Annotated in this window: 10 protein-coding genes and 1 pseudogene; all 11 read right to left on the bottom strand. The window is 63.8% G+C overall.

All coding sequences use genetic code 11. The features are described 5' to 3' along the window. Positions 1–2 precede the first annotated feature (2 nt). Positions 3–1,406 carry a J domain-containing protein gene (locus RMO95_RS13890; protein WP_310451233.1) on the bottom strand — a complete coding sequence of 468 codons (1,404 nt, stop codon included), beginning with the start codon at positions 1,404–1,406 and terminating at the stop codon, positions 3–5. Positions 1,407–1,494: 88 nt separating this feature from the next. Then, positions 1,495–3,411 (bottom strand): chemotaxis protein CheA, encoded by a 1,917-nt coding sequence (locus RMO95_RS13885; RefSeq protein WP_310451232.1) that lies wholly within the window; start codon positions 3,409–3,411, stop codon positions 1,495–1,497. 25 nt (positions 3,412–3,436) lie between these two features. Further along, positions 3,437–4,270 (bottom strand): protein phosphatase CheZ, encoded by an 834-nt coding sequence (gene cheZ / locus RMO95_RS13880; RefSeq protein WP_310451231.1) that lies wholly within the window; start codon positions 4,268–4,270, stop codon positions 3,437–3,439. A gap of 33 nt (positions 4,271–4,303) precedes the next feature. Then, positions 4,304–4,705, bottom strand: coding sequence for a chemotaxis response regulator CheY (gene cheY, locus RMO95_RS13875; protein WP_310451230.1), 402 nt, complete (start codon positions 4,703–4,705; stop codon positions 4,304–4,306). A 14-nt stretch (positions 4,706–4,719) separates the two neighbouring features. Further along, on the bottom strand, positions 4,720–5,598 hold the full coding sequence (locus tag RMO95_RS13870; RefSeq protein ID WP_310451291.1) for a chemotaxis protein: 879 nt from the start codon (positions 5,596–5,598) through the stop codon (positions 4,720–4,722). 132 nt (positions 5,599–5,730) lie between these two features. Then, a pseudogene (locus RMO95_RS13865) lies at positions 5,731–6,666 on the bottom strand (chemotaxis protein); the annotation flags it as partial. An 81-nt stretch (positions 6,667–6,747) separates the two neighbouring features. Next, positions 6,748–8,448, bottom strand: coding sequence for a methyl-accepting chemotaxis protein (locus RMO95_RS13860; protein WP_310451229.1), 1,701 nt, complete (start codon positions 8,446–8,448; stop codon positions 6,748–6,750). 68 nt (positions 8,449–8,516) lie between these two features. Beyond that, positions 8,517–9,422 carry an HDOD domain-containing protein gene (locus RMO95_RS13855; protein ID WP_310451228.1) on the bottom strand — a complete coding sequence of 302 codons (906 nt, stop codon included), beginning with the start codon at positions 9,420–9,422 and terminating at the stop codon, positions 8,517–8,519. Positions 9,423–9,430: 8 nt separating this feature from the next. Then, positions 9,431–10,021, bottom strand: coding sequence for a chemotaxis protein CheD (locus RMO95_RS13850; protein WP_310451227.1), 591 nt, complete (start codon positions 10,019–10,021; stop codon positions 9,431–9,433). A 29-nt stretch (positions 10,022–10,050) separates the two neighbouring features. Then, positions 10,051–11,130 carry a chemotaxis response regulator protein-glutamate methylesterase gene (locus RMO95_RS13845; RefSeq protein WP_310451226.1) on the bottom strand — a complete coding sequence of 360 codons (1,080 nt, stop codon included), beginning with the start codon at positions 11,128–11,130 and terminating at the stop codon, positions 10,051–10,053. Positions 11,131–11,134: 4 nt separating this feature from the next. Then, positions 11,135–11,956, bottom strand: coding sequence for a protein-glutamate O-methyltransferase CheR (locus RMO95_RS13840; protein ID WP_310451225.1), 822 nt, complete (start codon positions 11,954–11,956; stop codon positions 11,135–11,137). Positions 11,957–12,181: the final 225 nt, after the last annotated feature.

Raw genomic sequence — 12,181 nt, 5'->3', positions numbered from 1 at the left:
GATCAGGCGGCACCGGCGCCGCAACTGCGCTTCAGCTCGGCGATCGATGCGTCGAGCTGGGCGGCCATTTCGCCGAGCAGATCGCGCCCCTGGCGTTGCGCCTGGCGGTTGGCGATAAAGAGCTCGTACAGGCGCGAGCCGAACAGGCGGTGCAGCTCGCGTTCGATCTCGCCCAGCCGCACGCGCAGGCATGCCACCTGTTGGCCGAGGAGGGCAACATGGCGGACGCTGCCCGCGGCCGATGGGTCCGGCGCGGTCGCCGCGTTGCCCTCGGCCCAGAGGGCGGCGACTTCGTGCAGCGCGCCGACGTCGCCGTGGCGATAGGCCCGGTTGGCCTCGCTCATCAGTCGCGTGCGCCACGCCCGGTCGGCCTCGTCGCCGGCGCGGTCAGGGTGAATCTGCTGCGCGATCTGGCGGAACAGGCGCTTGATGTCGTTGCCGGGGCGGAACACGGGAGCTTCTTCGGCCGCCGCTTCGGCAAATCGATCGGTTTCGCGCGCCGACTGTTCGGCCTGCTGTTGCCATTGCCGGGCTGCGGCGCCGATGCCGATGTCTTGGGGCGCACGTGCGGCTTCCTCGGCGGCGAGCCGCGCCTGCAGCGCGTCGCGTTGCGCCATGCGCTGGCCGACCCGTTCGTAGTAGTAGCGCATGAATTCCGCCACTTCGGCCTGGACCGTCGCCAGTTCGAGTTCCAGGTCGCCGATGTCGCGCGTAAGTTGTTCGCGTTCGAGGATCAGCCGCGCGGTTTCATCGTTTGCCGCGAGCGCGTGGCCGCCGCGCGCCTCGGCGCATTGGCCGACGCGCAGCATGCGACCGCTGGGCGCGACCAGTTCCGCCGGGGCATGGCAGCGATAGAGCAGGGTGATGTCGGCCGCCTGCTGCTGCAGGCTGCGGAAGGCGCCGAGCGGCAGGATGCGAACCGGAAACAGCTTGGCGACCGGGACGGGACAATCGCTGCGATCATTCTGCGCGGCCCATGCCCGGGCCTGCTGCCACAGTTCGGCGTGGTCGGCGATATGCTGGCGCTGGCGCACCCACGCCGCACCCTGGGTGGCTTCCGTGTCGCGTGCCAGGCGGCTGCCGAGCAGCGACAGCGTGGCACGCAGCGCAATGCGGGCAGCGAAGTCCGCGGCCGGCAGGACCAGGCAGAGGGGGCGCAGGGCAATGTCGAGTGCGTTGGAAAGTTCCGGCAGCGGATCGTCGTCGGGTACCAGAATCAGCAGCGTGCGCCCCGCCTGCAAGGCCACGGTCGCAAACGCGGCAAGCGTCGCGATCGGCTGCCGTGGCAACTCCTCGTCGCGCAGGACGGCCACCAACGATGACGCCGCCAGCCCTGCCAGCCATCGTTCCGCAATCCGGGCCGGATCGTCGCGGTCCAGGTCGCAGGCTGTCGAAGCAGCGGGCATCGCAAAAGCGCTGTCGCCGGATCAGGCCAGCTGCCGCCGCATGCGGCGCGGTTCTGCATCGCGGCTGCCATAGGCTGTCACAGGCGGCTCAGGCGACCTGGGCGATGGCCTGCATGAAGGCCGAACGCGGTACCCCGCGCGCCTCGCCGGTCATCTGGAACAATTCCTTCATGTCCAGGATCAGCACGATCTTGCCATTCGAGAGGGTGGTGACGCCGGCGACTCCCTTGGGCCGGAAGTCGTCGAGCGACTTGATCACCGCATCCTCGCGCCCCATGAAACCGTCGATGGCGAGAATGAACGCGTGCTCGGCGGTCTGCATCAGCACACCGTAGGTGGGCACCTGCTCGGAAGGCCAGCCGAGCAGGGAATTCAGCGGATACATGGGCAGCACCGTGCCGCGCACCACCATGGTGGCGCAGCCGCCGACTTCCTGTACCGCCGACGGCTGGATCGGCATGATCTCGCGCACCATCGACAGCGGTACGGCGAAAGGCTGTTCGCCCAGTTGTACCAGCAATACCGGCAATATCGCCAGTGTCAGCGGCAGCGAGATGACGAAGGTCGAGCCGCGGCCGGGCGTCGATTTGATGTCGATGCGGCCCTTGAGTTTCTGGATGTTGGTCTTGACCACGTCCATGCCGACGCCGCGTCCCGAGACATCCGAGACGGCGTCCTTGGTCGAGAAGCCCGGCAGCAGGATCAGGTTGAAGCTCTGCCGTTCGTCCAGGGTGTTGGCTTCCTCGTCGGTGATCAGGCCTTTTTCCAGCGCTTTGGCGCGCAGGCGTTCGGCATGCATGCCGCGTCCGTCGTCGGCGATCATGATGACGATGTGATCGCCCTCCTGACGTGCCTCAAGCCGTACCTGGGATTTTTCCGGCTTGCCGGCAGCCCGGCGTTCTTCGGGCGACTCGACGCCGTGATCGACCGCGTTGCGGATCAGGTGGATGATCGGGTCGGATAGATCCTCGATCATCGTCTTGTCGATTTCCGTCTCCTCGCCCACCAGTTCCAGTTCGACATCCTTGCCCAGGTTGCGGGCCAGATCGCGGGCGATGCGGGGATATTTCTGGAACAGGCGGCCGATGGGTTGCATGCGGGTTTTCATCACCGCGTTCTGCATGTCGGATACCAGCAGGTCGAGCTGGCTCACCGCCTGGTCCAGTGCGTGCAGCGTCTCCGAGTCGGATTGGCCGTTGATGATCTGCGAGCGCAAGGCATTCAGGCGATTCTTGGTCAGGCCGATTTCGCCCGAAAGATTCAGTACCTGATCGAGCCGCGCCGTATCGACGCGGATCGAACTGTCGCGGGTCTTTTCGTTTTCGCGGCGCCCGGAGGGAGCGCTCGAACCGGGCCGGTCGGTGCTGCGGCGACCCAGCGCGGCGTGAATGATTTGCTCGGGGGTCTCGCCGCTGACGTCGTGGGACAGCGGGGTGGGCGACGCGCTGGCCGGGCTATTGGCTTCCGCCGCGGTCCCTATGGCTCCTGCAGGCTTGGTGAGGGCGGTGAACAGGGAATCCCAGTCCGGGCCTGACGCGCCGCCCGCGGGTGCTGCCGGCGGCGCTTTGGCGGGGGCGGGCGGCGGCGCAGCGCTGGGCGCGCCCGTACTCAGTTTGCCGGCCAGGGCCGCCTGCAACCGGGCCAGCAGCATGGCGTCGGCGGCAGTAGGTTGTAGGCCGCGCTCCAGCATGTCGAACATGTCGCGTACCGATCCCGTGGCGGCCAGGATCACGTCCATGATTTCGCCATTGAGGCGCAATTCGTTGTTGCGCAGGCGATCGAAGAGATTCTCCGTCAGATGGCACAGCGTTACCAGTTCGACCGCATTGAGAAATCCGGCACCGCCCTTGATGGTGTGAAAGCCGCGGAATATTTCGTTGAGCAGGTGGTGGTCACCCGGGTTCCGCTCAAGGTCCACCAATTTGTTATCAACCCCGGCCAGCAGGTCTCCGGCCTCGACCAGAAAATCCTGCAGCAGCCCTTCCATTCCCTGAAAATTGCTCATTTGCGACTCCTCGACGACAGCCGATTCAGAAACCCAGACTTTCAAGTAGATCATCGACCTGCGATTGGTTGCTGACGATGTCGGCGCGTCCCGCGCCGCCGATCGCCGGGCCGTTGAGCAGGCCTTCCGGCGTTTCGGCCTTGCGCTCCTGGGGCATGGCCTCCAGCAGCAGGCTCAGCAACTGGGCTTCCAGGTCCTGCACCAGCGTCACGACTTTCTTGATGACCTGGCCGGTCAGGTCCTGAAAGTCCTGGGCCATCATAATTTCCAGCAACTGATCGTTGGTCAGCTTGAGCCGTTCGGGCGCCTCGGCGAAATAGCCGTGGGTGTCTACGGCCAGCGCCTTGAATTCATCGACCGACAATTGGTTGGCGAACATGCGTTGCCAGCGTTGGCCAAGCAGCTTGGAGGCGTCGATCAGTGCGTCCTGCACCGGCCGCGCAATGTCGGTTGCATTGAGTACGCGCGAGGCCGCCTGTTCTGTCATCTGCGCGATATAGGCGAGGCGTTCGCGGGCATCGGGTATCTTCTGCGCCGAGTCCTGCAGCAGCTTGTCCATGCCCAGCCCGTGCAGGCTGTCATGCAGTTGGCGGGCGAGATGGCCGAGCCTGTTGAATACCGCATCGCGCGAGTCCGTCGCAAGAGTTGGTGCTGGCGCCACGGCGGCCGGCGGCTGGTCGGGCCAGGCGACGCTGTCGAACAGCGTCTGCAATTCGTCGGAGTCGTTGGCCGCCTGTGCCGGCTGCGGCGCCGGTGCGTTGCCTGGCGCGGTGAGCGGCGCGCCGGCCGCAATGCTGTCGAACAGCGCCTGCAGGTCGGCGGAATCGCCGCTTGCGTCATGTGTGATTGAATTTGCCATCGTGCCGATCCCCGGTTGATTTTTTGAACTGCCTCAGGCGGCCCATCCCAGTTTTTCGAATATCTTTTCGAGTTTTTCGCCCAGCGTCGCCGCAGTGAACGGCTTGACGATATAGCCGGAGGCGCCGGCCTGTGCGGCGAGGATGATGTTTTCGCGCTTGGCCTCGGCGGTGATCATCAACACCGGCAGGTGTTTCAGCGCCGGATCGGCACGTATCGACTGCAGCAGGACCAGGCCGTCCATGTTGGGCATGTTCCAGTCGGTGACGACGAAATCGAATCCGCCGCTCTTGAGCTTGTGCAGGGCGACCGCGCCGTCCTCGGCTTCGTCGGCAGTGGTGAAGCCGAGTTCCTTCAACAGGTTGCGCACGATACGGCGCATGGTCGAGAAATCGTCGACCACCAGAAACTTCAGCTTGGCTTTTTCAATCGTCATAACAGGCTTTCTCCTCAGTGCGTTGCGTGCTTCTGTAGCTGCGAGCGCAATGTGTGCGACAGGGCTTCCGCATCGAATTTGGCCACGTAGGCGTCGACACCGACGCTCTTGCCCATGGCATGGTTGGCTTCGGACGACAGCGACGAGTGCATGACGACCGGAATTCCGTCAAAGCGCCTGTCCGATTTTATGTTGCGCGTCAGGACGTAGCCGTCCATCTCCGGCATTTCGGCATCCACCAGAATCAGGTCCAGTTCGTCGCGCACCTCGTGTCCTGCCTGCTGGGCGTGCGCCGCCATGCCCGACAGGCGAGTCCAGGCTTCCATGCCGTTGTGCGCATACTTGTGCTTGACGGCGAGCTTGTCGAGAACTTCGGCGATCTTCCTGCGCGCGACCACCGAGTCATCGACGAAAAACACGTTCAGGCCTTCGCCGCCTTCCATCGGATCGATCTGGCCGACCACGCTGTCGCCGAAGGTGTTGGACATGATCTGTTCGACGTCGAGGATCGACACCAGGCGACCGTCCGGCAGCTCGGTGATCGCCGAGATGTAGGCGTGGGCGCTGCCGGTGGCGGCGTCGGGTGCGCGCACCTTTTCCCAATCGACGCGGATGATGCGATCGACGTCATGCACCAGGAAGCCGAGGTTGCGCTTGCTGTACTCCGCCACCATCATCGATGCCCCGCGCCCGGGTGGGGCATCCTTGAGCTGCATGACCGTGGCCAGCGAAAGCACCGGGATGACGTTGCCGCGCAGGCTGATCAATCCCTCGACGCCGTGCGGCATGTTCGGCGTGCGGGTGATGTCGGGCGTATCGCCGACTTCGCGCACCTTGAACACGTTGATGCCGAACAGCTCATGGGTGCCGAGCGAGAACAGCAGGATCTCCATCCGGTTGGAACCGGCCAGCTTGGTGCGGGCGTCGACGCTGTCGAGCAGGGACAGCGCAGGCGCCACGGTGGTCCGCGCCAGGGAAACCAGGGCCGAACCCGATTCGGACGGTGGCGGGGCATCCTTGCCCAGCAGCAGGCGGGTGAGGGACTCGGAGAGGCGGTGCGGTTCGAATTTCGGAACGTACTCGTCCACGCCGACCGCAAGGCCGAGGTGCCGGTTGGAGATCGACGACAGCGACGAGTGCATCAGCACCGGGACGCCGTTGAAACGCGGATCCGACTTGATGTTGCGGGTCAGCAGGTAGCCGTCCATCTCGGGCATTTCGATGTCGGTCAGGATCACTTGCAGCAGATCCTTGACCGGCCGGCCGGATCGTTCGGCGTGATCGGCGATGCGGCGCAGCTCGTCCCAGGCAGCCCTGCCGTTAACCGCGCTGATGCCTTGCACGCCCATGGCATCGAGGGTGCGCTGGATCTGCCCGCGCGCGATCGAGGAGTCGTCGGCGTACAACACCGTCAGGCCCTCGCGTTCAAGCACGGAAATGTTCTCGAACAGCATGCTGTCGTCGGGCTTCACCGTCTCCGCCAGAATCCGCTCGACGTCGAGCAGCATGACCAGACGGCTATCCGGCAGTTCGGTGACGGCGGTCACCAGGCCACCCAGTTCGCTGGTCAGCATTTCCGGCGGCACGCGCATCTGGGCCCAGTCGAGGCGCAGGATGGTATCCACCGATTCGACCAGGAAACCCTGGGTGTGGCCGTTGTACTCGGTAACGATCATGATCTCGCGCGGCGTCTCGGCCGAGATGCCGACATAGTCGCTGAGGTCGACCACGGGAACCAGCGCGCCGCGCAGGCTGACCATGCCCCTGACGGCGGGCGACATCTCCGGGGCGCTGGTGATCGACGGCGTGCGTATGACTTCGCGCACCTTGAAGACATTGATGCCGAAGGTCTCGTGCCGCCCGCTGCGGGCGTCCGGGCCGAGCGAAAACAGCAGGATTTCCAGCTTGTTGGTTCCTGCCAGGCGCGTGCGCGCATCGATGCTTTTCAGGAGATCAGACATGTTCGAACCTTTCAGTGGTGCGGATACAGGACTGGCTATTCAAGTCATTCATGGGCAGGCCGTCGGCGGGGCGGTATTTTCTCATTCCGTGCGGTAACCCACGCGTACGCCGCCCCAATGCCGGCCCTGAACATACACCGGGGCCGACATGTCATGCATTATCTCGCCAGTATCGCGGCGGTAGGTCTGCAACAGGAAGGGTAGTTCGTGGTCGCCGCAGCGCTTGCCGACCGGATCGTCGAAGATGCGCTTGGTGCGATTGCCGATCATATCGACTTTGTCGTCGCCGGTAAGCGGCTGGCAGAAGCGCGTATTGTGCGTCGGCACGTAACCGCGCCGGTCGCAGGCAATCGCGTAGGTCAGTTCCTTCATCTGTTGCAGCGGCGGTTCCTGCAGCGCGGGCAGCAGCCGGTCGCAGAAGGCGTCGCTCTTGGTATGAAATTTCTGCGGGCGGGTATTCGGTATCGGTTCGTAGTTGGCGTTGAACAGATCGTCAAGCGAGATCTGGCCGCGCCTGACGGCTTCCTCGAAGGCCTGGCCGACGGCCTTGGCCATGCCTTGCACCAAGGTCGGCATGCGCTCGTGAAGTCTCATCGCGACTTCGCCCGCGGTGCCGAGCTTGAAAATCTTTCCCGCCTCCTGCAGATTGGCCGCCAGATAGGTGAGCTGCGTCGACTCGGTGAGGTTGCTCCGCGCATTGCCGGCATTGCGCTCGGCCAGCTCGATGATGCGGTTGACGTTGCCGGCGATGGCCTCTGCCTGGCGGCTTTGCTCGTTCATGGCGCTGGCGATGGCGGAAACGTTGTCCAGGGTGTCCTGTGCTCCGTGATTGATCGATTCGAGCGCTTCGGCGGCTTTTTGCGCCAGTTGCGCGCCGTTCTTGGCCTGCAGCGAGCCGGCCTTGATGGTGGTGATTGCGCTGTTGGTTTCGGACTGGATCGCGGCGATCACGCTGCTGATTTCGCCGGTTGCCGCAGTGGTTCGCTCGGCAAGCTTTCGCACCTCGTCGGCCACCACCGCAAAGCCGCGCCCCTGCTCACCGGCCCGGGCTGCCTCGATCGCCGCATTCAGCGCCAGCAGGTTGGTCTGGTCGGCAATCTCATGGATCACCTTGACGATGCCGGATATCTCGCTGGAGCGTTCGCCCAGGGCTGCGATGACCTTGGCAGATTGTTCGACCGATTGCGCAATGCGCCCGATTTCGCTCGACGCGTCGAGCACGATCGCCGCGCCGCGGGACGAGTCGGCACGCGCCAGTTGCGCAATGCGGGCCGCATCCTCGGCGCGAGCCGCCGCCTGATTGACTCCCTGCACCACGTCGGCCACGCCTGCCGCGGCTTCCCGGGCCACCTCGATCTGCTGCTCGGAGCCTTCGGCAATTTCCCGTGCCTCGACATTCAGACGGGTCGCCGCCTGTGCCACCTGGGTCGAGGCGAACAGTATGCGGGTGATGATGCCCTGCAGCGTTGCCATCAAACCGTTGTAGGCGCCGGCCGTGGGCGTGATCACCGAATTCGGTGGAACATCGATGCGACGCGCCAGATCGCCGTCGTTGCGGGTCTGGGCAATCACCTGCCGCAGGTGGTCGATAGGTCCGGAGAGGTCGCGCTGGAAGTAGATCGCAGGCAGGACCGCCACCGTCAGGCCGAGGGCGGCCAGAATCAGGACGACATCCATCCCGAGCTTGCCATCGGCATAGGTGACGACGCCGGCGCCGCCGGCGGCAATCAGCAAACCGGCCGCGATATGGATCAGCGGAATACGGGTTTTCGCACTAAACATTTGATGTGTCCTCGTGGCTGCTGCATTGTCGAGTGGTCGAAAGATTCATCGGGTACATGTCGGTCGGTTCAGGTACGCAAGGCATTGGTCAGGGAGTCTACTTCCATTGCGGATTCTTCAAGGATGCTGCTCAGGGTTCGGTCGCCGAGCATGACGTCGATACTGGCTACGGTGCCTTCACTACCTGTGCCGGCAAGTTGGGAAAGCGGCGATTCCAGCGGGGCCAACTGGTCGGCCAGGAGCAGGGTGTCGGCCAGGGATTGCGGTGGCAGCGCCAGGTAGCCCTGCCACATCCCCTCGATCCCCCCCAGTACCGCGTCGGGGGCTCCAAGATGCTTCAATACCGCCCGTCCGACCAGCGCCGCGCCGCCGTTGTCCCAAGCCAGCAGGCTGCCATGCTCCGCCTCCAACAGGCCGGGATAGTTCCCGGCGCGGGCGATCAGGTAGAAGCCGCCCACTTCATGGATTATGCCGGCAAAAAACGCCATGTCCGGATCGACGTGGGTAAAGCGGCGCGCGATGACCTGGGCCAGCGCCGCAACGTGCGCCGTATGCTCCCATAAACGCACGGCCATCCGGCGATACTCGGGAGTGCCGGCCATGTCTTCCATCTGGCGCACCACCACGGCAGCGGCCAGCACACGCAAGGTGTTGAATCCGATCCGCGCCACTGCGCTTTTGACGTCAGCAATGCTTCGCCCCGCGCGGTTATAGATCACCGAGTTGGCTACGGCCACGACGCGCGCCGCCAGCAGCGGATCGGCCTGGACCAGCCTGGCGAGTTGATCGACGGAACAGTCCGGGTCGTCGAGAGTCCGCTGCAGTTTCAGGGCGATTTCGGTCGTGGTCGGGAAGATCATTTCGTCCCGGCTCGCCGCGTCGGCGATCTGCTCCAATATCGCCGGCACGTCCATGCCCGACCTTTGTGTCGGGGCCTGGTGAAGCAACTGGGATCGATGCTGGTCTGGATTCATGGCGGGAGTCAGAACAGTTCGATCTTTTTTTCGGTACCCGGGCGTAGCGGGCGGGCCAGCGATTGCTCGTAATCCCGCTCGGCCTTGACCACTTCATGCACGCCGGGCTGGCTGATCGGCAGACGGCGACAGAAAGCGTCCCCGCCATCGGGCGTGAACAGCACCTTGCGCGACCAGGCGCCACCGAAATCCTGCGCCGCAAGGGGGATCCCCTCTCTTTCCAGCCATTCCTTGGCGAATTCCGAGTTGCGTTGGCCGATGGCCATCAGGATCGAGGTGACGATGGTGCCGCCGCCAAAGGCCTTGGCGATGATGCGCTGCTTGGCTGCACCCTTGTTCAGCATGGTATTGAGCAGCACTTCCATCGAATAGTCGCCGGCCATTATCACATCGATGTCATCGCTGACCGAGGTGGTGCGGCTGGGCAGGAGGAAATGGTTCATGCCGGCCAGCCGCAGTTTTGGATCGTAGAGGCAGACCGCGACGCAGGAACCCAGCAACGTGGCGATCGGCCGTTCGGTCTCGACCGCCCAGCCGCCCGGGTTGATGCTTCGGGCGCAACGTTCGAGGTCCTTCGGATCATGGTGGGTGGGCGGCATGGTCGGGTTTTTCGCGTCGCGATCCGGTATCAGCCGTAGGCGATGATTTCGGCGGAAATGCGGTCGAGCGGCACGATCCGATCCACACCGCCGTGGCGGATGGCCTCCCGCGGCATGCCGAACACGACGCAGCTCGATTCATCCTCGGCGATCGTCAGCGCCCCGGCATCGTGCATTTCCTTCATGCCGCGCGCGCCATCGTCGCCCATGCCGGTCATGATCACTCCGAGCGCGTTGCGTCCGGCGACTTGCGCGACGGAACGGAACAGCACATCGACCGAGGGTTTGTGGCGATTCACCGGTGGGCCGTCCGCCACTTCGATGTAGTAGCGGGCGCCACTGCGCCGCAGCATCATATGGCGGCCGCCGGGTGCGATCAGAGCCCGACCGGGGGCGACGCGGTCGCCATTCTGTGCCTCGCGTACTTCGAGTGCGCAGAGGCTGTTGAGGCGCTCGGCGAACATCGCGGTGAATCTTTCCGGCATATGCTGGACAATGAGTATGCCGCTGCCGACGTTCGGCAATTTGCTCAGCACGGCTTCCAGTGCCTGGGTGCCGCCGGTCGAGGTGCCGATGGCGACCACCCGGTCGGTGGTGGTGGTCATGGCGCGCGCGCTTGCCGCCTGAGCGGTCCGCACCGCATCGGCGGCGAATCCCGGGGAAACCGCGGACGGCCGCGCCGTGCCGCCGCCGAGGTGGCTCAGGTTGGCGCGCGCCGCGGCGCGCACTGCGGCAACGAGATCGTTGCCGGCGTCCTGGAGGAACTGCTTTACCCCCAGCTTCGGCTTGGCAATGATTGCCAGAGCGCCCGCGGCGAGTGCCTCGATGGTTGCGCCGGCCCGCTGCTCGGCGAGCGACGAACAGACTATGGTCGGCGTCGGGCGCTCGCTCATGATCTTGCGCAGGAAGGTCAGCCCGTCCATGCGCGGCATTTCGATGTCGATCACCAGCACGTCGGGCCACTGCAGCTTCATCTTGTCCAGCGCATACAGCGGATCGGCAGCAACGCCGATCACTTCGATATCCGACTCGCGTTCGAGGGTTTCTCGATTGACTTGGCGCACCACGGCCGAATCGTCGACGATCATGACCTTGATCTTGTTGGCCATACGGCTAGGACGGCAACCGGTAGATGGTGGGTTGGACGGCGTGCAGGGTGTCGCTCAGGCCATGCAGGCTTTCCGCATGGCCGACGATGAAATAGCCGCCGGGATGAAGTTGTTCGACCAGGCGGGCCACCACCTGGCGTTTGGTCTCCGCATCGAAATAGATCATCACGTTGCGCAGGAAGATCACATGAAACTTGCCTAGCGCGGGGAGCGCCCGGTTCAGATTCACCTGCAGAAAGCGCGTGTGACGCTTTATCTCCGGGGCGATCATGAATCCGCCTTCCTGGCTGCGTACGCCCTTCAGGCAATATTTGCGCAAATAGCTCTCGGGCAGACCGCGAGTGCGGTCCAGCAAGTAGTGGCCTCGCTCCGCAGTACCCAGAACAGTCGTGGAAATATCCGAGCCGGTGACGCTCCAGGGTGCATCGAGTCCGAAATTTTCGGCCAGGACGAAGGCTATGGTGTAGATCTCCTCACCCGTGGATGATGCGGCGCTCCACACCTTGAACGGGCTGGACGGCGGGTGGTCGGCGGCAATGGTCTTGGCCAGGAATTGAAAGTGCGCTTCCTCGCGGAAAAAATAGGTCTCATTGGTGGTGAGCAGATCGACCATGGTCTGCAACTCCTCCGCTGCGTTACCGCTGGCGACGAGCCGGTAATATTCGGCGAAGGAAGAGAGCTTCAATTCCCTCAAACGCCGACCGAGGCGGCCCACCAGCAGCACCTTTTTCGTATCCGCCAGGCTGATCCCGGCGATCTTGTAGATCAGCTTCTGAAACTGCGCGAACTCCGCATTGCTGATGTCTGAATTGTCGTTGGCAGCCATGAGGGTCGATCGAAGCGTCAGGTCACTGAAGTTTTTGACAGTTTCGCCACCCACTACTGGCGCAAACGCAGCTAAAATCCGGCTTCAATAAATTATCGAAGCCGAATCCTTTCGACTATGTTCTCAAAGGGGCCGCGACTTGTGCATCCGGAAATTACGCTACAAACTGCGGTCACTGCTGTCCGGCTAAATCGCGAACAGATTCAATTGGTTGTTGATGATACT

The organism is Sulfuritalea sp. (assembly GCF_031426875.1).
Taxonomy (GTDB): Bacteria; Pseudomonadota; Gammaproteobacteria; order Burkholderiales; family Rhodocyclaceae; genus Sulfuritalea.
Note: the sequence above shows the minus strand (reverse complement) of the source record. Positions and strands in the feature narration are given on the sequence as shown.

Excerpts from the sequence above, each read along its gene's own strand:
- RMO95_RS13860 (WP_310451229.1), bottom strand. The coding sequence starts at position 8,448 with ATGTTTAGTGCGAAAACCCGTATTCCGCTGATCCATATCGCGGCCGGT.
- RMO95_RS13855 (WP_310451228.1), bottom strand. The coding sequence starts at position 9,422 with ATGAATCCAGACCAGCATCGATCCCAGTTGCTTCACCAGGCCCCGACA.
- cheZ (WP_310451231.1), bottom strand. The coding sequence starts at position 4,270 with ATGGCAAATTCAATCACACATGACGCAAGCGGCGATTCCGCCGACCTG.
- RMO95_RS13840 (WP_310451225.1), bottom strand. The coding sequence starts at position 11,956 with ATGGCTGCCAACGACAATTCAGACATCAGCAATGCGGAGTTCGCGCAG.
- RMO95_RS13890 (WP_310451233.1), bottom strand. The coding sequence starts at position 1,406 with ATGCCCGCTGCTTCGACAGCCTGCGACCTGGACCGCGACGATCCGGCC.
- RMO95_RS13845 (WP_310451226.1), bottom strand. The coding sequence starts at position 11,130 with ATGGCCAACAAGATCAAGGTCATGATCGTCGACGATTCGGCCGTGGTG.
- RMO95_RS13885 (WP_310451232.1), bottom strand. The coding sequence starts at position 3,411 with ATGAGCAATTTTCAGGGAATGGAAGGGCTGCTGCAGGATTTTCTGGTC.
- RMO95_RS13850 (WP_310451227.1), bottom strand. The coding sequence starts at position 10,021 with ATGCCGCCCACCCACCATGATCCGAAGGACCTCGAACGTTGCGCCCGA.
- cheY (WP_310451230.1), bottom strand. The coding sequence starts at position 4,705 with ATGACGATTGAAAAAGCCAAGCTGAAGTTTCTGGTGGTCGACGATTTC.
- RMO95_RS13870 (WP_310451291.1), bottom strand. The coding sequence starts at position 5,598 with ATGGAGATCCTGCTGTTCTCGCTCGGCACCCATGAGCTGTTCGGCATC.